Source organism: Pseudomonas sp. zfem002 (genome assembly GCF_032621685.1).
GTDB classification, from domain to species: Bacteria; Pseudomonadota; Gammaproteobacteria; order Pseudomonadales; family Pseudomonadaceae; genus Aquipseudomonas; species Aquipseudomonas japonica.
Genome location: NZ_JAVYJH010000002.1, coordinates 143,968 through 164,998, shown reverse-complemented (window position 1 = coordinate 164,998; position 21,031 = coordinate 143,968). Strand labels below are relative to the sequence as shown.

The 21,031-nt window shown below is 64.5% G+C and carries 18 protein-coding genes; 5 read left to right on the top strand and 13 right to left on the bottom strand.

Annotated features, from left to right (window positions below):
- Positions 1-157 precede the first annotated feature (157 nt).
- On the top strand, positions 158-1,069 hold the full coding sequence (locus RTI28_RS04055; RefSeq protein WP_316919243.1) for a hypothetical protein: 912 nt from the start codon (positions 158-160) through the stop codon (positions 1,067-1,069).
- Positions 1,070-1,305: 236 nt separating this feature from the next.
- Here the strand turns inward: RTI28_RS04055 and RTI28_RS04050 are convergent, their stop codons facing one another.
- From RTI28_RS04050 to RTI28_RS04010, 9 genes are all read right to left on the bottom strand, one after another.
- Positions 1,306-2,274, bottom strand: coding sequence for a peptide ABC transporter ATP-binding protein (locus tag RTI28_RS04050; protein WP_316919242.1), 969 nt, complete (start codon positions 2,272-2,274; stop codon positions 1,306-1,308).
- Positions 2,274-3,242, bottom strand: a complete 969-nt coding sequence (locus RTI28_RS04045; RefSeq protein ID WP_316919241.1) for an ABC transporter ATP-binding protein — start codon at positions 3,240-3,242, stop codon at positions 2,274-2,276. The genes RTI28_RS04050 and RTI28_RS04045 overlap by 1 nt, the downstream gene beginning before the upstream one ends.
- A gap of 10 nt (positions 3,243-3,252) precedes the next feature.
- Positions 3,253-4,170, bottom strand: a complete 918-nt coding sequence (locus RTI28_RS04040; protein ID WP_316919240.1) for an ABC transporter permease subunit — start codon at positions 4,168-4,170, stop codon at positions 3,253-3,255.
- Between the two features lie 10 nt (positions 4,171-4,180).
- Positions 4,181-5,191 (bottom strand): ABC transporter permease subunit, encoded by a 1,011-nt coding sequence (locus RTI28_RS04035; protein ID WP_316919239.1) that lies wholly within the window; start codon positions 5,189-5,191, stop codon positions 4,181-4,183.
- A 71-nt stretch (positions 5,192-5,262) separates the two neighbouring features.
- Positions 5,263-6,858, bottom strand: a complete 1,596-nt coding sequence (locus RTI28_RS04030; protein WP_316919238.1) for an ABC transporter substrate-binding protein — start codon at positions 6,856-6,858, stop codon at positions 5,263-5,265.
- A gap of 60 nt (positions 6,859-6,918) precedes the next feature.
- The gene (locus RTI28_RS04025) at positions 6,919-8,301 is read right to left on the bottom strand and encodes an OprD family outer membrane porin (protein ID WP_410478955.1); all 1,383 of its coding nucleotides are present in this window, start codon (positions 8,299-8,301) and stop codon (positions 6,919-6,921) included.
- A 100-nt stretch (positions 8,302-8,401) separates the two neighbouring features.
- Positions 8,402-9,997 carry an ABC transporter substrate-binding protein gene (locus tag RTI28_RS04020; RefSeq protein ID WP_316919236.1) on the bottom strand — a complete coding sequence of 532 codons (1,596 nt, stop codon included), beginning with the start codon at positions 9,995-9,997 and terminating at the stop codon, positions 8,402-8,404.
- A gap of 262 nt (positions 9,998-10,259) precedes the next feature.
- On the bottom strand, positions 10,260-11,885 hold the full coding sequence (locus RTI28_RS04015) for an ABC transporter substrate-binding protein (protein ID WP_316919235.1): 1,626 nt from the start codon (positions 11,883-11,885) through the stop codon (positions 10,260-10,262).
- A gap of 346 nt (positions 11,886-12,231) precedes the next feature.
- Positions 12,232-12,939, bottom strand: a complete 708-nt coding sequence (locus RTI28_RS04010) for an SIMPL domain-containing protein (protein WP_316919234.1) — start codon at positions 12,937-12,939, stop codon at positions 12,232-12,234.
- A gap of 201 nt (positions 12,940-13,140) precedes the next feature.
- On the opposite strand from RTI28_RS04010, the gene RTI28_RS04005 reads away from it, so the two are divergent.
- The 4 genes from RTI28_RS04005 (at position 13,141) to RTI28_RS03990 (ending at position 17,528) form a co-directional block, all read left to right on the top strand.
- Positions 13,141-14,403: an ATP-binding protein gene (locus RTI28_RS04005; RefSeq protein ID WP_316919233.1), complete on the top strand. Its 1,263-nt coding sequence runs from the start codon at positions 13,141-13,143 to the stop codon at positions 14,401-14,403.
- Complete coding sequence (locus tag RTI28_RS04000) at positions 14,403-14,963, top strand: response regulator transcription factor (protein ID WP_316919232.1); 561 nt, start codon at positions 14,403-14,405, stop codon at positions 14,961-14,963. Before RTI28_RS04005 ends, RTI28_RS04000 begins: the two co-directional genes overlap by 1 nt.
- A 210-nt stretch (positions 14,964-15,173) precedes the next feature.
- Positions 15,174-16,115, top strand: coding sequence for an AEC family transporter (locus RTI28_RS03995; RefSeq protein WP_316919231.1), 942 nt, complete (start codon positions 15,174-15,176; stop codon positions 16,113-16,115).
- Between the two features lie 51 nt (positions 16,116-16,166).
- Entirely contained in the window at positions 16,167-17,528 is a 1,362-nt protein-coding gene (locus RTI28_RS03990) for an amino acid permease (RefSeq protein ID WP_316919230.1), read from the top strand.
- A gap of 24 nt (positions 17,529-17,552) precedes the next feature.
- Here the strand turns inward: RTI28_RS03990 and RTI28_RS03985 are convergent, their stop codons facing one another.
- The 4 genes from RTI28_RS03985 to gatB form a co-directional block, all read right to left on the bottom strand.
- Positions 17,553-17,930: a carboxymuconolactone decarboxylase family protein gene (locus RTI28_RS03985; protein ID WP_316919229.1), complete on the bottom strand. Its 378-nt coding sequence runs from the start codon at positions 17,928-17,930 to the stop codon at positions 17,553-17,555.
- A 10-nt stretch (positions 17,931-17,940) separates the two neighbouring features.
- Positions 17,941-18,984: a calcium/sodium antiporter gene (locus RTI28_RS03980; RefSeq protein WP_316919612.1), complete on the bottom strand. Its 1,044-nt coding sequence runs from the start codon at positions 18,982-18,984 to the stop codon at positions 17,941-17,943.
- A 63-nt stretch (positions 18,985-19,047) separates the two neighbouring features.
- Positions 19,048-19,419, bottom strand: a complete 372-nt coding sequence (locus tag RTI28_RS03975; RefSeq protein ID WP_316919228.1) for a septal ring lytic transglycosylase RlpA family protein — start codon at positions 19,417-19,419, stop codon at positions 19,048-19,050.
- A 155-nt stretch (positions 19,420-19,574) separates the two neighbouring features.
- Positions 19,575-21,020, bottom strand: a complete 1,446-nt coding sequence (gatB, locus tag RTI28_RS03970) for an Asp-tRNA(Asn)/Glu-tRNA(Gln) amidotransferase subunit GatB (RefSeq protein ID WP_316919227.1) — start codon at positions 21,018-21,020, stop codon at positions 19,575-19,577.
- Positions 21,021-21,031: the final 11 nt, after the last annotated feature.

The following is a 21,031-nucleotide window of genomic DNA, read 5'->3' as shown; positions in this document are numbered from 1 at the left end:
CTGCTCGTGGTGAATCGCGCATTCTGCACGGTCCTCAGATAGGTGTTTTGCCTAACTCATTGATTCTTCTTGATGTCATCTTTTGTCACAGTTGGCACAGCCACTGCACCGCTTGCCTTGCGAATGGATTTCCTCCACCCGAACAAGGCGAAAACCCATGATCACTACCGAATATTCCGCCACTGCTCTAGAAGCCCCGAACCGCTCAGGTGTGTCCTGGGCCGCTATCTTCGCTGGTGCCGCGGCCGCGGCGGCGTTGTCCCTGGTCCTGCTGATTCTCGGCGCGGGCCTGGGCTTTGCCGCCACGTCGCCGTGGGCCGACGAGGGTGCCAGCGCCAAGGCCCTGGGCATTTCCACCATCGTCTGGCTGCTGGTCACCCAGATCATCGCCTCCGGCCTGGGCGGCTACATCGCCGGGCGCCTGCGGGTGAAGTGGGCCAATTTGCATGGCGACGAGGTGTATTTCCGCGATACCGCCCATGGCTTCCTGGCCTGGGCCGTGGCCACCCTGGTGGCGGCGATGCTGGTGCTCGGCACCGCTGGCAACCTGGTGGGCGCCGGTGCCCAGGCCGGGGCGAGTGCTGTGGCTGTCGGCGCGGGCAGCATGGCGGCAAGCAACACCAACAATGATCCGATGGGTTACTTCGTCGACAGCCTGTTCCGCAGCGAAGGCCCCACCGCGGTCAGCGAGGATGCCGCCAATGGGGTTGCCAGCCGCATCCTGGCGCGGGGCGTGATGCAGGATGGCAGCTTGTCGCCGGAAGACCGTACCTATCTCGCGCAACTGGTGGCGCAGCGCACCCGCCTGAGCCAGGCCGAAGCAGAAGCCCGGGTCGACCAGGTCATGGCCCAGGTGCAACAGGCCAAGGTCGAGGCGCAGCAGGCTGCCGACACCGCGGCCAAGGCAGCGGCATGGGCTTCGCTGTGGACCTTCATCGCGCTGCTGTGCGGGGCGTTCTTCGCCAGTGTGGCGGCGCTCTGGGGTGGTCGTCAGCGGGATCGGGTGATCTGGCTGGAAGGGGCTGCGACCGACTATCCGGGCCGTCAACGTACCGTATCGATGAGCTGAGTCTTTGAACGAAGAACAAGGAGAAACGCTATGCGCTCTTTACTGCTGTGGATGCTGGGCGTGCCGATTCCGGTGATTATCCTGATCGCGCTGTTCATGCACTGATCCAATTGGGGCCGCTTTGCGGCCCTTTCGCGGGCAAGCCACGCTCCTACGGGGTGGGTGCCATGCCTCCGTAGGAGCGTGGCTTGCCCGCGAAGGCCTGCAAAGCAGGCCCCAACCAGGCGACACCGGCTCTACAGGAACTGCTCGGCGTAATGACACGCCACCTGCCGCGTCTCCACCCTGCGAAACGCCGGCACTTCCTTCGCACAGCGCTCCGTCGCATGCGGGCAACGCTTGTGGAACGCACAGCCATCAGGCGGATTCAGCGGGTTGGGCAACTCACCGGCGATCTTGATCTTCGGCTTCAGCGGATCCGGGTGAATGGTCGGGGTCGCCGACAGCAGCGCCTGCGTGTACGGATGCAGCGGCTTGTTGTAGAGGTCCTCGCTCGGTCCCATTTCCGCCGGCCGCCCCAGGTACATCACCAGCACCTCGTCGGCCACGTGGCGTACCACCGCCAGGTTGTGCGAGATGAACACATAGGCGGTGTTGAACTCCTTCTGCAGGTCCATGAACAGGTTGAGCACCTGGGCCTGGATCGACACGTCCAGCGCCGAGGTCGGTTCGTCCGCCACCAGCACCTTGGGCTGCAGCATCATCGCCCGGGCCAGGGCGATGCGCTGGCGCTGGCCGCCGGAGAACATGTGCGGATAACGCTGGTAGTGCTCGGGACGCAGGCCCACCTGTTGCATCATCGCCTGGACCTTTTCGCGCCGCTGCGCCTTGGACAGCGAGGTGTTGATCAGCAGTGGCTCGGCCAGCTGGTCACCGATCTTCTGCCGCGGGTTGAGCGAGGCGTAGGGGCTCTGGAAGACCATCTGCACGTCGCGCCGCAGCTGCTTGCGCTCCTGCTTGCTGGCACCGTTGACCTCCTGCCCGGCGATCTGCAGCGACCCGGACGACGGCTCTTCGATCAGGGTCAGGGCGCGGGCCAGGGTCGACTTGCCGCAGCCGGACTCGCCGACCACGGCCAGGGTCTTGCCGGCCTCCAGCTCGAACGACACGCCATTGAGTGCGCGCACGGTGGCGTAGCCCTTGAACAGGCCACGGGAAACTTCGTAGTGACGGGTGAGGTCACGGGCGGTCAGAACGACGCTCATCACGCCACCTCCTGGTTCAGCGGATAGAAGCAGCGCGCCAGGCTGTGGGCCTGGGGATCGAGGCCAGGACGCTGCTGGCGGCAGTTGTCGCGGACATAGGGGCAGCGCGGCGACAGCAGGCAGCCGCTGGGGCGGTCATAGCGACCGGGCACGATGCCGGGCAGGGTGGCCAGGCGCTCGGCCCCCAGGCTGTGTTCGGGGATGGCCTTGAGCAGCGCTTCGCTGTAGGGGTGGGCGGGAACCTCGAACAGCTCCGGTACCTGCCCGACCTCCACGGCCTGGCCGGCATACATCACGCAGACCCGCTTGGCGGTCTCGGCGACCACGGCCAGGTCGTGGGTGATCAGGATCAGCGCCATGTCCTGCTCTTTCTGCAGGTTCAGCAGCAGCTCCATGATCTGCGCCTGGATGGTCACGTCGAGGGCGGTGGTCGGTTCGTCGGCGATCAGCAGCTTGGGTTCGCCGGCAATCGCCATGGCGATCGCGACGCGCTGGCTCATGCCGCCGGAGAGTTGGTGCGGGTAGGCGTCGAGGCGGCTTTCCGGGGCCGGGATCTCGACCTTCTTCAGCAATTCCAGGGCGCGCTGGCGCGCCGCCTTGCCACGCAGGCCAAGGTGCTGGCGCAGCACTTCCTCGATCTGGAAGCCCACGGTGTAGCTGGGGTTGAGCGCGGTCATCGGGTCCTGGAAGACCATCGCCATGTCCTTGCCGACCACCTTGCGCCGTTGCCGGCCGCTGATCTTCAGCATGTCGTTGCCGTCGAAGCTGAGGGTGTCGGCGCTGATGCGCCCGGGCGGGTCGATCAGGCCCATCAGCGCCATCATGGTCACCGACTTGCCGGAACCGGATTCGCCGACGATGGCCAGGACTTCGCCCTTTTCCACGGACAGGTCGAGACCGTCCACCACCGGCACGGCATCGGCGTCGCCGAAGCGCACGTTGAGATTGCGGATTTGCAGAAGTGACATGGGCTTCTCCTCAGGCGGCATTCTTGAGTTTCGGGTCCAGCGCATCGCGCAGCCCGTCGCCCATCAGGTTGATTGCCAGCACGCTGAGCAAAATGGTCAGGCCGGGCAGGCTCACCACCCACCAGGCGCGTTCGATGTAGTCGCGGGCCGAGGCCAGCATGGTGCCCCACTCGGGGGTGGGCGGCTGCACGCCGAGGCCGAGGAAACCGAGGGCGGCGGCGTCGAGGATCGCCGAGGAGAAGCTCAGGGTCGCCTGCACGATCAGCGGAGCCATGCAGTTGGGCAGCACGGTGACGAACATCAGCCGCGGCAGGCTGGCACCGGCCAGGCGTGCGGCGGTGACGTAGTCGCGGTTCAGTTCGCCCATCACCGCGGCGCGGGTCAGGCGCACGTAGGACGGCAGCGACACGATGGCGATGGCGATCACCGTATTGACCAGGCCGGGGCCGAGGATGGCGACGATCGCCACCGCCAGCAGCAGCGAGGGCAGGGCCAGCATCACGTCCATCAGGCGCATGATCGAGGCGCCCAGCATGCGCGGGAAGAAGCCCGCCAGCAGGCCGAGGATGATCCCCGGGATCAGCGAGATGACCACCGACGAAAGGCCGATCAGCAGCGACAGGCGCGAACCCTGGATCAGCCGCGACAGCAGGTCGCGACCCAGTTCGTCGGTGCCGAGGATGAACTGCCATTGGCCGCCTTCGAGCCACACCGGTGGGGTCAGCAGGAAGTCGCGGTACTGCTCGCTGGGGTTGTGCGGCGCCACCCACGGCGCGAACAGCGCGCAGAAGACGATCAGGCACATGAACAGCAGGCCGGCCACCGCGCCCTTGTTGCGCGAGAAGGCGTGCCAGAACTCCTTGTACGGAGACGGGTAGAGCAGGCTCTGGTCGATCGCCGGAGCCGGGGTCGGAGCGGGAGTATTCATGACGGTGGCCTCAGCGCTGGTGACGGATGCGTGGGTTGACCAGGCCGTAGAGGATGTCCACGACGAAGTTGACCAGGATGACCAGGCAGGCGATCAGCAGGATACCGTTCTGGACCACGGGGTAGTCACGGGCACCGATGGCTTCGATCAGCCACTTGCCGATGCCCGGCCAGGAAAAGATGGTTTCGGTGAGGACCGCGCCGGCCAGCAGGGTGCCGACCTGCAGGCCGAACACCGTCAGCACCGGGATCAGCGCGTTGCGCAGGCCGTGGACGAACACCACCCGCGCCGGCGACAGGCCCTTGGCCCGGGCGGTGCGGATGTAGTCCTCGCGCAGCACTTCGAGCATCGACGACCGGGTCATCCGCGCGATCACCGCCAGCGGGATGGTGCCGAGGACGATGGCCGGCAGGATCAGGTGCATCAGGGCATCCTTGAACGCGCCCTGCTCTTCGCTGAGAAGGGTGTCGATGAGCATGAAGCCGGTCTTCGGCTCGATGTCGTAGAGCAGGTCGATACGCCCGGAAACCGGAGTCCAGCCCAGGTTCACCGAGAAGAACATGATGAGGATCAGGCCCCACCAGAAGATCGGCATCGAATAGCCGGTGAGGGACAGTCCCATCACCCCGTGGTCGAACAGCGAACCGCGCTTGAGCGCGGCGATGACCCCGGCCAGGACCCCGGTGATGCCGGCGAACAGCAGGGCCATGAAGGCCAGTTCGAGGGTGGCGGGAAACAGCGCGAGAAACTCGTTCCACACGCTCTCGCGGGTACGCAGGGATTCGCCCAGGTCGCCCTGGGCCAGCTTGCCGACATAATCCAGGTACTGCTCGGGCAAGGGCTTGTTCAGGCCCAGCCGTTCCATGGCCTGTGCGTGCATTTCAGGGTCGACCCTGCGTTCGCCCATCATCACCTCCACCGGGTCCCCCGGTATCAGCCGTATGAGTGCGAAGGTCAGCAAGGTAATGCCGAAAAAGGTCGGGATCAGCAATCCCAGACGCCGGGCAATGAAACTCAACATTCTCTGGTGTTCCTCGTCAGCCGTCAGGCGTGCCCGCTTGTTCCCTGGTGGGGTGAGCGGGCGTTCTTGTTCTACTTCACCGAGGTAGTGGCGAAGTTGTTATTGGTCAGGGGGCTGATGATGTAGCCCTCGACGTTCCGACGCATGGCCGTGAACATCTTCGGATGGGCCATGGTTATCCACGGTCGATCCGCATCGTACACGGCCAGAGCCTCGTTATAGAGCGCTTCCCGCTGTTGCGGAGCGATCACCCGGCGGGCCTGGGTGACCAGCGCGTCAAATTTCTCGTTGCACCACCGAGCATAGTTCTCGCCATTCTTCACCGCCTCGCAACTGAGCAGCGGGGTCAGGAAGTTGTCCGGGTCGCCGTTGTCGCCGGCCCATCCGGTGGACACCATGTCGTGCTCGCCGTTCTTGGCGCGGCGCAGCATCTCCGCCCACTCCATGACACGGATATCGACTTTCAGGCCAATCTTCGCCAGGTCGGCCTGGAGCATCTCCGCGCTCAGGCGCGGGTTGGGGTTGGTCATGCCGCCGCCGTTGCGGGTGAACAGGGTCAGTACCGTGCCCTGCGCGACCCCGGCGTCCTTGAGCAGGGCACGGGCCTTGGCGAGGTCGCGGGGCGGATTCCGGTTGTCGTGGTTGTAGCCGATCATCGTCGGCGGGTAGGGGTTCACCGCGAGCAGCGCATTGTCCTTGCCGAACAGCTGGTCGACGTGGGTCTTGCGGTCGAAGGCGATATCGATGGCCTTGCGTACGCGCACGTCGTTGAGCAACGGATGTTCGGTGTTGAAGGCGATGTAGCCAATGATCAGCGCTTCCAGTTCGGCCACCTTGAGCATCGGGTCGCGCTTGATCGCCGGCACGTCGTCAGGCTTGGGGTAGAGCGCGATCTGGCACTCGTTGGCGCGCAGCTTCTGCAGGCGCACGTTGTTGTCGCTGGCAATGGCGAAGACCAGGCTTTCGCTCGGCGGCGCGCCGCGGAAATAGTCCGGGTTGGCCTTGTAGCGAATCTGCGCGTCCTTGACGTAGCGCTGGAAGATGAACGGCCCGGTGCCCACCGGCTTGCTGTTGAGATCGCCGGTGCGTCCGGCCGCGAGCAACTGGTCGCCGTACTCGGCGGAATAGATCGAGGTGAAGGCCATGGCCAGGTCACGCAGGAAGGGTGCCTGCGGCTGGCTGAGGGTGAAGACCACGGTGTGTTCGTCGGTCTTGTCGACGCTTTTCAGCAACTGGCGAAAGCCCATGCTCTCGAAGTAGGGGAAACCGATGGCGGTCTTGTCATGCCACGGGTGCTGTGGATCGAGCTGGCGCCGGAAGCTCCACAGGACGTCGTCGGCATTGAATTCGCGGCTCGGGGTGAACCACTCGGTGGTGTGGAACTTCACCCCGCGGCGCAGGTGGAAGGTATAGGTGAGGCCGTCGTCGCTGATCTCCCAGCGTTCGGCCAGGGCCGGCTGGACCTCGGTGGTGCCGGGCTTGAAGTCCACCAGGCGATTGAACAGGGTTTCCGCGGCGGCATCGGCGGTCACCGCGGTGGTGTACTGAACCATATCGAAGCCTTCCGGGCTGGCCTCGGTGCAGACCACCAGCGGGCGCGCCGAGAGGCTCGTCGAGGTGGCGAACACCAGGGCCGCCAGCGCGGCATGCAGGGGTAGCGATTTCATCGGCATGTCCTGTGTCGGTTGCTGGCCGGACGGCGACCGCGATCGCCGCCCGGAACCTGCTCAGAGAATGTTGAACGGAATGGTGGTCACCACCCGCAGTTCATCGACGTTGCCGTCGATCTGCGCGCGCGTGGCGCGGTGCGCGGTGTAGGTCGCGCGGATGCTGGTGGCCTGCAGCGGACCGCTCTGGACCACGTAGCTGGCACCCAGCGACCATTCCCGGTGATGTTCGCCATCGAGATTGCGCACGTTGTAGCCGTTGCCCTTGTAGTGGGTGCCATCGATCCCCCAACCGCGCGCGGTGTAGGCATTCAGGCGCAACCCCGGCACGCCGTAGCCGGCGAGGTCGAGGACGTAGCCGAACTGCAGCGATTTCTCGTTGGGCCCGTTGTAGTCGGAGAACAGCGAGTTGGCGAGGAAGATCGCGTTGGTGTCGTGTACGTAGTCGAAGTACTCGTCGCCGCTGACTTCCTGGTAGGCGAGGGTCAGGCTGTGGGCCTGGTGCGCCAGGGTGAACGACAGGCTGAAGGTGTCGTTGTCGATCGGTCCGAGCCTGGCGCTGCCGGTATCGCGGGTGCCGTACCAGTTGAAGCCGGTGGTCAGGCCGAGCACGCCGCGATCCCCCAGTTCGTGGGAGGCGCCGAGGTAGTACTGGTTCCAGATGTCCTCGACATGGCCGACATACAGGCTGGTGGTCAGGCTGCGCAGCGGTTGGTAGTTGAGGCCGGCCAGGCTGACCCGGTCGCTGTTGGCGGCGATCGCCGAGTACTCCGTGGTGAACCGGCTGCGGCCCTGCTCCGTGCGGGTCGAGACCCGGCTGAAGCTGCTGAGGTCGACGGACAGGTTGTCGAATTCGGCGCTGTGCACGGCGACCCCGTCGAAGCTCGACGGCAGCGCGCGGTTGCCGATGTAGGCGAACACCGGGGTGTTGATCGACTGCCGGCCGGCGGTCAGGGTGGTGTTGGACACGCGCGCCTGCAGGTTGGCCAGGCCCAGTTTGCTCCACTGGCCGATGACGTCGCCGTCGCTGTGGGTCAGGGTGCGGTTGTTCGGCCCGGCGACCGCGGCGCGTCCCCGTTCCAGGGCGATGGCGTTGTAGGCGGCGACCTGGGTGGCGAAACCGACGGTGCCCTGGGTGAAGCCCGAGCTGTAGTCGAGGATGGTGCCCTGCACCCAGTTGTCGCGGCTGTGGCTGTCGCGGCGGGTGCCGTCGCTCTTGTAGTAGCGGTACAGCGGAGCCTTGGTCGCGCGTTCGCGGGCATACCAGTTGCGGGTCGAGCCGGACAGGCTCTGGCCCTCGATGAAGCCTGTGGCCTGGTGCTGGGCGCTGGTGTTCTTGACGGTCAGCGGCAGGTAGTCCTGGCTGACGGCTTCGGCGTGGGCGACACCGGTGAGGCTGCCCAGGGACAGGGCGATTACGGAAGTGAGTCGTTTCAAGGCAATGTTCCTTTCTTGTTCTTCTCAGTGAGGCGGCGGGTTTCGTGGACCCACCGCTCAGTGCAACGGAGCGGATCGGATGGACCGCGCTCCGTCCCGGACCGGCTCAATCGATGCCGACATCCAGGAACGAAGTCCGACCGAACGGACTCACCAGGTAATCCTTCACCCGCGTGCTCACCGGCTGGCTAACCGTGGAGTGGGCGACGGGGGTGATCGGCACGTGCTGCTTGAGGTACTGCTGGGCCTGGCGGTACAGCTCGGAGCGCTGCTCGCGATCGCTGGTGCCCTTGGCCTTCCTGACCAGCGCGTCGTATTCCGGATCGCACCACATGGAGTGGTTGTGGCTGCCGATGGCGTCGCAGCTGTACAGGGTGCCGAGCCAGTTGTCCGGATCGCCGTTGTCGCCGGTCCAGCCGATCAGGATGGTGTCGTGCTCACCGTCCTTGGCCCGCTTGAGGTATTCGCCCCACTCGTAGCTGACGATGTTGACCTTGAGGCCGAGCTTGCCCCAGTCGTTCTGCAGCATCTGCGCCATCAGCCGCGCGTCGGGGTTGTAGGGGCGCTGCACGGGCATGGCCCAGAGGGTGATCTCGGTGCCTTCCTTGACCCCGGCGTCACGCAGCATCGCCTTGGCCTTTTCCAGGTCGTGGGGGGTATCGACGATGCTCTCGTCATAGGACCACTGGGTCGGCGGCATGGCGTTGACCGCCACTTCGCCGGCGCCCTGGAACACGGTCCTGACGATCGCCTGCTTGTCCACCGCCATGTCCAGCGCCTGGCGCACCTGGAGCTGGTCGAACGGCTTGTGCCGGGTGTTGTAGGCGATATAGCCGAGGTTGTAGGCGGGTTTCTCGATCAGGTCGATGTTCGGGTCCTGGCGCAGCGCTTCGAGGTCGGCGGGGCGGGGATGGATGCCGACCTGGCATTCGCCCTTGCGTAGCTTCTGGATGCGCACCGACGGATCCGGGTTGATCGAGAACACCAGCTGGTCGAGCTTCACCTGTTCCGGTGCCCAGTAGTCGGGATTGCCGCGGTAGCGGATCTGCGCGTCCTTCTGGTAGCGGCTGAACACGAATGGCCCGGTGCCGATCGGCTTGTGGCTGATGTCCGATGGGGTGCCGCGGCTGAGCAGGTGCTCGGCGTATTCGGCGGAGAGGATCGAGGCGAAGCTCATCGCCAGGTTCTGGATGAACGCGGCATCGACGTGGTTGAGGGTGAAGACCACGGTCAGCGGCCCGGTCTTCTCGACCCTGGCGATGGTCTTGTCCATGCCCATGGCGGTGAAGTAGGGGAACTCGGTGCCGTAGGCCATGCGGAACGGGTGGGTCGCGTCGAGCATGCGGTTGAAGGTGAACAGCACGTCGTCGGCATCGAACTCGCGGCTCGGGGTGAAGCCGGCGTTGCTGTGGAACCTGACCCCGGGGCGCAGGTTGAAGGTGTAGGTCAGGCCGTCGTCGGCGATGGTCCAGTCGGTGGCCAGCGCCGGCAGCACGCCGGTGGCCCCGCGTTCGAACTCCACCAGGCGGTTGTACAGCGGTTCGGCTACGTCGTTGTCGGTGCCGCTCTGGTACTGCGCGGTATCGAAGCCGGAAGGGCTGCCTTCGGAACAGAACACCAGGCTGCCCTTGGCCAGGCCGAGCGGCGAATGGGCCAGCAGGCCGGCCCCGAGCAAGGCGGCGAAGAGAGACGTCATACGCATGGGAATTCCCTGTCTTGTCGTCGTTATTGGAAGTTTCCGCGGTACATGGCGAATCCTCGCTCACGCGCCGCGGCACCGGTCCCAAGGTAAGTGGGGGAACGGCGTCCGACGAGGTACACAAGGTGCAAATTCGGGTAGGAGGTTTCTGAGTGATTCGTGGAATTTTCAGCGGATAGCTGACGACTCATCCACGCAGCGACTCGGCCCGCCCCCTGGCGTCCCCAGCCGCATCCCGTGGATGCGACCGGGGCCGACCATGCGGTCAAGGCTTCAGGCTGACGCCATTGAAGTCGTTGAGGGCGAACGGGCTGATCTTGAAGTCATCGACGTTCTTGCGCATGGGTTGGTAGACCGTGGAGTGGGCGATCGGCGTGATCGGCACCTGGTCCTTGAGGATGTGCTGGGCCTGCTTGTACAGCTCGGTACGCTTGGCCTGGTCGGGGATGCGCTTGGCCTCCTTGACCAGCTTGTCATAGTCGGTGTTGCACCAGTGGGAGAAGTTGTTGCCATTGACCGCGTCGCAACCGTACAGGGTGCCGAGCCAGTTGTCCGGGTCACCGTTGTCGCCGCTCCAGCCGATCAGCATGGCGCCGTTCTCGCCGTCCTTGGCGCGCTTGATGTATTCGCCCCATTCATAGCTGACGATGCGCGCCTTGATGCCGATCTTGGCCCAGTCGGACTGGATCATTTCGGCCATCAGCTTGGCGTTGGGGTTGTACGGTCGCTGCACCGGCATGGCCCACAGGGTGATCTCGGTGCCTTCCTTGACCCCGGCCTCCTTGAGCAGCGCCTTGGCTTTTTCCGGATCGTAGGCGGTGTCCTTGATGGTGTCGTCGTAAGACCACTGGGTCGGCGGCATGGCGTTGACCGCCAGTTGCCCGGCGCCCTGGTACACCGAATCGATGATCTGCTGCTTGTTCACCGCCATGTCCAGCGCCTGGCGGACCTTGAGCTGGGCCATGGGGTTGGGCTCGTTGCTGCCCTTGATCTTGTCCATCACGTTGTAGGCGATGTAGCCGAGGTTGAAGCCGGCCTGGGAGGGCATCTGCAGGTTCGGGTCGGCCTTCAGCGTTTCAAGGTCGGCCGGACGCGGGAACAGGGTGACCTGGCACTCGTTCTTCTTCAGCTTCTGCATGCGCACCGAGGCGTCGGTGGTGATGGCGAAGATCAGGTTGTCGATCTTCACTTCCTCGGGCAGCCAGTAGTCCTTGTTGCCCTTGAAGCGGATCTGCGCGTCCTTCTGGTACTTGCTGAACACGAACGGGCCGGTGCCGATCGGCTTCTGGTTGATGTCCGCGGCCTTGCCCTGCTTGAGCAACTGCTCGGCGTATTCGGCGGACTGGATCGAGGCGAAGCTCATGGCGATGTTCTGGATGAACGCGGCGTCGACGTCGGCGAGGGTGAACTTGACGGTGTGGTCGTCGAGTTTTTCCACCTTCTTGATATTCGCGTCCATGCCCATGTCGGTGAAGTACGGGAACTCGGTGGGGTAGGCCTTGCGGAACGGCATGTCCTTGTCGAGCATGCGGTTGAAGCTGAACAGCACGTCGTCGGCGTTGAACGGCCGGGTCGGCTTGAAGTAGTCGGTGGTGTGGAACTTCACCCCTTCGCGCAGGTGGAAGGTGTAGGTCAGGCCGTCATCGGAGACGTCCCAGTGGGTGGCGAGGCCGGGAATGACCTTGGTGCCGCCGCGCTCGAACTGGGCGAGGCGGTTGAAGATGGTTTCGGACGAGGCGTCGAAGTCGGTTCCGGTGGTGTACTGGGCGGGGTCGAAGCCGGCGGGGCTGCCTTCGGAGCAGTACACCAGGTTGGATGCGGCCTGTGCGGCGGGGGTGGCGGCGAGCAGACCGGCGCCGAGGAGGAACGGAATGACTGCGGTTTTCAGCATGGTGGCCTCATTGTTGTCATTGTTTATCTGAGGGCGGCCTCGTGAGCCGACCCGAGGATACTTATGCAGGTGCTGTACCCGATGCAATGCTTGAGGATAGCTGGTGGCGGGAAAAGTGAAGGTGACGTAAATGGATGTCGCTTTACTGTAATTTTGCGCAGGTTGAACGTTTGCGCGGAGAAGTTTGCTGCTGGAGATGCATTCTTCGTAGGAGCGCGGCTTGTCGTGTGACGAACCACCGCGAAAGGAGCGCGCAGCGGTCCCTCATGACAGCGTGATATGGGACCGCTTTGCGGTCCTTTCGCGGACTGCCCGCTCCTGCGCGGAGCGGGCAGTCCGCCGGGGATTACATCTGCACTTCGATGGTGCCATCGGCGTTGACGCTCACCTCGCTGGTGCCCGCCTCGACCTGCGGCGCCGCCGCGCCCTCGGCATCCATGCTGGCCTTCATCATCATCGGTGCCCGTGCATACGGCTGCGGATAGCCACTGCTGTTGAGGTTCAGGCTGACCACCTTGTAGCCCTTGCCACCCAGTGCCTCGGTGGCGATCTGCGCGCGGGCCTTGAAGGCGTCGACCGCGTCCTTGAGCAGGGCGTCCTCGCTGGCCTTGCGCGTGGCCGGGGCGATGGCGAAGTCCATGCCCCCCATCTTCAACTGCTGCAGCAGTTCGCCGGTCAGCTTGGACAGGGCCGGGAAATCGGCGCTTTCCAGACGCACTTCAGCGCGCTCGCGCCAGCCGGTGATCTTCTGGCCCTTGTCGTCGTAGATCGGGTAGGCGTTGCGGCTGCCCTGGCTGATCTTCACGCCCTTGACCTGGCGCGCCTGCTCCAGGGCCTTGTTCAGCGTGGTGGTGATTTCGTTGGCCAGCTTGGCCGGGTCGCTGTTCTGCGCTTCGCTGTACAGGGTCACGACCATCAGGTCGCGCGCGACTTCCTTGCTGGCTTCGGCGCGCAGGGAGATCTGGTTGTAGCGCGGCTCGTCCGCCAGCACGGGAAGGCTGACCAGGACACTGGCGGCCAGCAGGGCTTTGGCGCTACGGCGTGGGGTATGCATGTGCGACTCCTTGAAAAATGGGCGTGGCCGATACGATCCTGTGCCACGCAGACCCTATCCGACCTTGAAAGTAGCACCAAGGTTCCACATAGCCATCATTTCGCCCTCTGTGGTGTGGCGAGTTGCCGCATCGCTGCAGCCCGGGAGGCCGCTTGGCGTATACTCGCCGGGGTTTACCTGGAGCACTCATCAGGAGAGCTCATGCTCGCCCCGGTCAAAATGCAAATGTTGTCTGCCACACGCCAGAACCTCTGGCGCCTGACGTTTATCCGCACCCTGGTGCTGGCCGCCCAGGCCGGTTCGGTCGCTGTCGCCTACTGGACCGAACTGCTGCCGCTGCCCTGGCTGGCACTGAGCGTCACCCTTGGTTTCTCCATGGTGCTGTGCCTGGTCACCGCCCTGCGGCTGCGTGCCTCGCTGCCAGTCACCGAGCTGGAATACGCGGTGCAGCTGGCCTGCGACCTGCTGATCCACAGTGCCCTGCTGTATTTCTCCGGCGGTTCGACCAACCCCTTCGTGTCCTATTACCTGGTACCGCTGGCGATCGCCGCGGTGACCTTGCCCTGGGTCTATTCGCTGATCCTCTCCGGCATCGCGCTGGTGGCCTACACCCTGTTGCTGGTGCAGTTCTATCCGCTCGACACCTTCCCCATGGCCCGGGAAAAGATGCAGATCTACGGCATGTGGCTGAGCTTCGCCCTGGCCGCGGCGGTGATCACCTTCTTCGCCGCGAAGATGGCCGAGGAACTGCGCCGCCAGGAGCAGTTCCAGGCCCAGCGCCGCGAAGAAGGCCTGCGCGACCAGCAGTTGCTGGCCGTGGCGACCCAGGCCGCCGGTGCCGCGCACGAACTGGGCACGCCGCTGGCGACCATGAGCGTGCTGATCAACGAGATGCGCCAGGACCACACCGACCCCCTGCTGCAGGATGACCTGGCGGTGCTCCAGGAGCAGGTCAAGCAGTGCAAGCACACCCTGCAGCAACTGGTGCGCGCCGCCGAAGCCAATCGGCGCATGGTGGTGGAGGAGCAGCCGGTGACCTTCTGGCTGGACGAGTCGCTGAACCGCTGGCACCTGATGCGTCCCGAAGCCAGCTACCGTTTCCAGCGCCTCGGCCAGGGCCTGATCCCGCACCTGGCGCCGCCGCCGGACCTGACCCAGGCCTTGCTGAACCTGCTGAACAACGCCGCCGATGCCTGCCCCGAGGGCCTGGAAGTGCACCTCGACTGGGATGCGTCGGATATCGTCATCAGCATCCGCGACCACGGTCCCGGCGTGCCGGTGGCCATCGCCGAGCAGATCGGCAAACCTTTCTTTACCACCAAGGGCAAGGGCTTCGGCCTCGGCCTGTTCCTGAGCAAGGCCAGCGTCACGCGCGCTGGTGGCTCGGTAAAACTCTATAGTCACGAAGAAGGCGGCACGCTCACCGAGCTGCGCTTGCCCCGTGATGCGCGAGGAGACGTGTGATGACTGATGAAATCCAGGTTGAGGGTGAAGAACAGCCGCACCTGCTGCTGGTCGACGACGACACGACCTTTACCCGGGTGATGGCCCGGGCCATGAGCCGCCGCGGTTTTCGCGTCAGCACCGCGAATTCGGCGGAGGAGGGTCTGGTCCTGGCCCAGCAGGATGTGCCGGACTACGCCGCGCTGGACCTGAAGATGGAGGGCGACTCGGGCCTGGTGCTGCTGCCCAAGCTGCTGGAACTGGACCCGGAGATGAAAGTGCTGATCCTCACCGGTTACTCCAGCATCGCCACGGCGGTGGAGGCGATCAAGCGTGGTGCCTGCAACTACCTGTGCAAGCCGGCGGATGCCGATGACGTGCTGGCGGCGCTGGTCTCCCAGCACGCCGACCTGGATACCCTGGTGCCGGACAACCCGATGTCGGTGGATCGCCTGCAGTGGGAGCACATCCAGCGTGTGCTGAACGAGCACGAGGGCAATATCTCCGCCACGGCGCGGGCGCTGGGCATGCACCGGCGGACCTTGCAGCGCAAGCTGCAGAAGCGCCCCGTGCGGCGCTGATTTCTTCATTGCTCTTTCGGGCTTATCGCTGGCAACGCCAGCTCCTACAGGGTTAGCGCTGCACGCGATCCTTGTGGGAGCTGGCGTTGCCAGCGATGAGGCCCGAAAGACCGCCTTTTTTTCTGCAATTCATCCGGAATCCCCCGTCCCTGACACTGGCACTGGCGTATCATTAGCCCCCTATCGACAGGCCACGGACTCCTTCCCCGCATGCTCGCCCTCTTCATCCAGACACTGAACATCACCGCACCGGTCTTCGCGATGCTGTTCATGGGCGTGCTGCTGCGCCGTATCGATGCGATCAACGACAACTTCATCCAGACCGCCTCGTCGCTGGTGTTCAACCTGTGCATGCCGGCGCTGCTGTTCCTCGGCATCTACCACGCCGACCTCGACGCTGCGGTCAAGCCGGCGCTGCTGCTGTACTTCATCGCCGCCACCTTCGGCAGTTTTGGCTTGGCCTGGCTGATTGCCATATGGCGCTGTCCCCGCGAAGATCGCGGCATCTATACCCAGGGCGCGTTCCGCGGCAACAACGGCGTGGTGGGGCTGGCCCTGGCGGCCAGCCTGTACGGTGACTACGGCATTTCCCTCGGGGCGATCCTCGCCGGGCTGGTGATCCTGCTGTACAACTCGCTGTCGTCGGTGATCCTCGCGGTGTACAGCCCGACGCTGAAGTCCGATCCGTGGAGCATCTTCAAGAGTATCCTGCGCAACCCGCTGATCATCAGCGTGCTGGCGGCGACACCGCTGGCCTACGCCAAGGTGGCGCTGCCCAACTGGCTGCTGACGTCCGCCGACTATGTCGCGCAGATGACCTTGCCGCTGGCGCTGATGTGCATCGGCGGCACGCTGTCGCTGGCCTCGTTGCGGGTCAGCGGGCGCCTGGCGCTGAGCTCGAGCCTGGTGAAAATGGTCTGGTTGCCGCTGGTCTTCACCTTCGGCGGCTGGCTATGCGGCTTTCGCGGGGCGGAACTGGGCATCCTGTTCCTTTATATTGGCAGCCCCACGGCGGCGGCCAGTTATGTCATGGCCCGCGCGGCCAATGGCAATCACGAGTTGGCGGCGTCGATCATTGTCATCACGACTTTGGCGGCGGCTCTGACAACCAACATCGGAATCTTCCTCTTGCAGTGGGGAGGATGGATCTAGATGCTGCGGAAAAATAATACAAACACTGCGTCTCACGTCTGAGGACACTTCATGCAAGACCAGATCACGCCCGAGCGTTTGCATCGCGGCCTGAAAAATCGCCATATCCAGCTGATCGCCCTGGGCGGGGCCATCGGTACCGGTCTGTTCCTGGGCATCGCCCAGACCATCCAGATGGCCGGCCCGTCGGTGTTGCTGGGCTACGCCATCGCCGGCCTGATCGCCTTCTTCATCATGCGCCAGCTCGGTGAGATGGTGGTGGAAGAGCCGGTTTCCGGGACCTTCAGCCACTTCGCCCACAGCTACTGGGGGCCGTTCGCCGGCTTCATGTCGGGCTGGAACTACTGGGTGCTGTACGTCCTGGTGGGCATGGCGGAACTGACCGCCGTGGGCATCTACGTGCAGTACTGGTGGCCGACGTTCCCGACCTGGGCCACGGCGGCGATCTTCTTCGTCATCATCAACCTGATGAACGTCAGCCAGGTGAAGGTCTACGGCGAGATGGAGTTCTGGTTCGCCCTGATCAAGGTGGTGGCGATCCTCGGCATGATCGGTTTCGGTGGCTACCTGCTGATCAGCGGCAACGGCGGCCCGGACGCCAGCGTCGCCAACCTGTGGCAGCACGGCGGGTTCTTCCCCAACGGTGTCACCGGGCTGATGATGGCCATGGCGGTGATCATGTTCTCCTTCGGTGGCCTGGAGCTGGTCGGCATCACCGCCGCGGAAGCGGACAACCCGCGCCACAGCATCCCGCGTGCGACCAACCAGGTGATCTACCGCATCCTGCTGTTCTATGTCGGTGCCCTGGCCGTGCTGCTGGCGCTGTACCCGTGGCAGAAAGTGGTCGATGGCGGCAGCCCGTTCGTGATGATCTTCCACGACCTGGACTCCAACGTGGTCGCAACGGTGCTCAACCTGGTGGTCCTGACCGCCGCACTGTCGGTCTACAACAGCTGCGTGTACTGCAACAGCCGCATGCTCTTCGGCCTGGCGACCCAGGGCGATGCACCGAAGAAGCTGCTCAAGGTCAATGCCAAGGGCGTGCCGCTGGTGGCACTGGGCATTTCCGCGCTGGCCACCGGCCTGTGCGTGCTCATCAACTACTTCATGCCCCGTGAAGCCTTCGGCCTGCTGATGGCGCTGGTGGTGTCGTCGCTGGTGATCAACTGGGGGATCATCAGCATCACCCACCTGAAATTCCGCAAGGCCAAGGCGGCCGCGGGCCAGGAAACCTTCTACAAGAGCCTGGGCTACCCGCTGACCAACTACCTGTGCCTGGCGTTCCTCGCCTTCATCCTGGTCATCATGTGGCAGACCGAGGGCATCCGAATTTCCGTCGAGCTGATCCCGGTCTGGCTGGCGGTGTTGTGGGTGGTCTTCAAGCTCACCAAGGGTCGCAAGGCCAGCGCCTGACGACCCCGGTCGGGAGGTGATCGATCAGCCCTGTTGCCAGGCGTCGATCACTTCCTGGGCCGCGCGGAATGCATCGATCGCCGCCGGCGCGCCTGCATAGACTGCGCAATGCAGCAGGGCTTCGCGAATCTCTTCCACCGTACAGCCATTGTTCAATGCGCCGCGCACGTGGCCCTTGAGTTCCTGCGGGCATTTGAGCGCGGTCAGGGCGGCGAGGGTGATCAGGCTGCGGGTTTTCAGCGGCAGGCCGTCGCGGCTCCAGACGCTGCCCCAGGCGTGTTCGTTGACGAACTCCTGCAGCGGTGCGGTGAACTCGGTGGCATTGCCCAGCGCGCGGTCGACGAACGCATCGCCCATGACCTGGCGGCGAACCTGTTCGCCGGTTTTCTTCGTATCGCCCATCTTGTTTTCCTTAGTGTTGACGACGCCAGGCGCGCAGGGTCGTATAGCAGAGCAGCAACCCCAGCACTGGCAGGACATAGAACAACATCAGTTGCTCCAGGCGGTTGGCCAGCGGCATGCCGGTGGTGAAGGCCACCACATGCAGGCCGTAGGCCAGATACAGGCAGAGAAACACCAGGCCCTCGGCGCGGGTCACCCGGTAACCGGAATAGAACACCGGCAGGGTCAGCACCGCGACGCCGAGCATCACCGGCAGGTCGAAATCCAGGGCATTGGGCGAAATGGACAGCGGTTGCGGCGTCAGTACCGCCGTCAGGCCGAGCACGGCCAGCAGGTTGAACAGGTTGCTGCCGATCACGTTGCCCACGGCGATCTCCCGTTCGCCGCGGATGGCGGCGATCAGCGAGGTGGCCAGTTCCGGCAGCGAGGTGCACACGGCGACCACGGTCAGGCCGATCACCCGCTCGGACAGGCCCAGGTCCGTCGCCACTTCCACCGCGGCTTCCAGCAACAGGTGCCCGGCCAGGCTGAGCAGGCCCAGACCCAGGGCCATCAGCAGCAGGCTGGCGAACCAGAAGCCCACGCCACGATCGACGCGCGGATTCGGCGCCGGGTAGGTGCGGGCGTAATGCCGCGACTGATGCCAGAGCATGGCCAGGTAGGCCAGCAGACCGGCCAGGAGCAGGGCGCCTTCCCAGCGCCCGAGCACTTCGTTGAGGGCCAGCAGGTAGACCGCGAGGCTGGCGCCGATCATCAGCGGGATATCCAGGCGCACCAGCTGGCGTGATACCCGCAGCGGGATGATCAGTGCGGCCAGGCCGAGGGTGACGAGCACATTGAAGATATTGCTGCCGATCACGCTGCCCACCGCCACGTCCGGGGCCCCGGTATAGGCGGCCTGCAGGCTGACGGTCAGTTGCGGCGCGCTGCTGCCGAAGGCCACCAGGCTCAGGCCGATGATCAGCGGCCGCACATGCAGGCTGGCGGCGATGCGCAGTGCCGCGCGCACCAGCAGTTCGGCGCCGAGGATCAGCAGGATCAGGCCGCTGCACAGTTGCAGGAGGCTGAAGGTGGGTAATGCGGCCAGGTTGAAAATGGTCGTGCTCCGAAAACGAAATCAGTCGCTCAGGCTTTGTACCCGGACTCGCGCCGTTCCGCTACGGATCATGTCCAGGCGTTGCGCGGCGGCGCGTGACAGGTCGATCAGGCGACCGCGGGTATGCGGGCCACGATCGTTGATGCGTACCACTACGCTACGGTCGTTCTTCAGGTTTGTGACCAGTACCTTGGTGCCGAACGGCAGGCTGCGGTGGGCGGCGGTCAGGCCATGCTGGTCGAAGGCTTCGCCACTGGCAGTACGTTTGCCGTGATGGCGCGCGCCGTAATAGGAGGCGGTGCCGGTTTCATCGTAGCCGCGTGGGTCGATGTCGTGGCTGGCACAGCCGGCGAGGAGGGTGAACAGCGCTAGGGCGCTGAGGGAACGCCACATTTATTACAGTGCTCCATTGAGGTGGCCGATGTCCTGTAGGAGCGTGGCTTGCCCGCGAAGGACCGCGTTAGCGGTCCCAGACTTCATTGGTATCTGGGACCGCTTCGCGGTCCTTCGCAGGCAAGCCAGCTCCTACAGGTGAGCGGTGCCGCAAGTTACCCTTCGAGCTTGCTCTTGAGCAGTTGGTTCACCTGTTGCGGGTTCGCCTTGCCCTTCGACGCTTTCATCGCCTGGCCGACAAAGAAGCCGAACATCTTGCCGCGCTTGGCTTCGTCCGCCGCACGGTACTGCTCGACCTGCTCGGCGTTGGCCGCGAGCATTTCATCCAGCACCTTCTCGATCGCACCGGTATCGGTGACCTGCTTCAGGCCGCGGGTCTCGATGATCTGGTCGGCATCGCCTTCACCGGCGGCCATCGCTTCGAACACGGTCTTGGCGATCTTGCCGCTGATGGTGTTGTCGCGAATGCGCAGGAGCATGCCGCCCAGTTGCTCGGCGCTGACTGGCGCCTGGTCGATCTCGACACCCAGCTTGTTGAGCAGGCTGCCCAGCTCGACCATGACCCAGTTGGCCGCCAGCTTGGCGTCGCCGCCGATGGCCGCGACCTTCTCGAAGTACTCCGCCTGTTCGCGGCTGGAAGCCAGCACGTTGGCGTCGTAGGCCGACAGGCCGTACTGGCTCTGGAAGCGCTCGACCTTCTGCGGCGGCAGTTCCGGCAGGGTGGCGCGCAGGTCGGTCAGGTAGGCCGACTCGATCACCACCGGTAGCAGGTCCGGATCGGGGAAGTAACGGTAGTCGTTGGCTTCCTCCTTGCTGCGCATGGAGCGGGTCTCGTCCTTGTTCGGGTCGTACAGGCGGGTTTCCTGGATGACCTTGCCGCCGTCCTCGATCAGGTCGATCTGGCGCTGCACTTCGCTGTTGATGGCGCGCTCGATGAAGCGGAACGAGTTGACGTTTTTGATCTCGCAGCGGGTGCCGAACTCGACCTGGCCTTTCGGCCGGATCGACACGTTGCAGTCGCAACGCAGCGAGCCTTCGGCCATGTTGCCGTCGCAGATGCCCAGGTAGCGCACCAGGGCGTGGATCGCCTTGACGTAGGCCACGGCTTCCTTGGCGCTGCGCATTTCCGGCTCGGAAACGATCTCCAGCAGCGGGGTGCCGGCGCGGTTCAGGTCGATGCCGGTGGAGCCGCTGAAGTCTTCGTGCAGGCTCTTGCCGGCGTCCTCTTCGAGGTGCGCGCGGGTGATGCCGATGCGCTTGACGGTGCCGTCTTCAAGGGCGATGTCCAGGTGGCCCTTGCCGACGATCGGCAGCTCCATCTGGCTGATCTGGTAGCCCTTGGGCAGGTCCGGATAGAAGTAGTTCTTGCGCGCGAACACGTTGTGCTGGCCGATCTCGGCGTCGATCGCCAGACCGAACATGCAGGCCATGCGCACTGCTTCCTGGTTCAACACCGGCAGCACGCCGGGCATACCCAGATCGATCAGGCTGGCCTGGGTGTTCGGCTCGGAGCCGAACGTGGTGGCGCTGCCGGAGAAAATCTTCGACTGGGTGGCGAGCTGGGTATGGATCTCCAGCCCGATGACAACTTCCCATTGCATGTGTCTGTCCC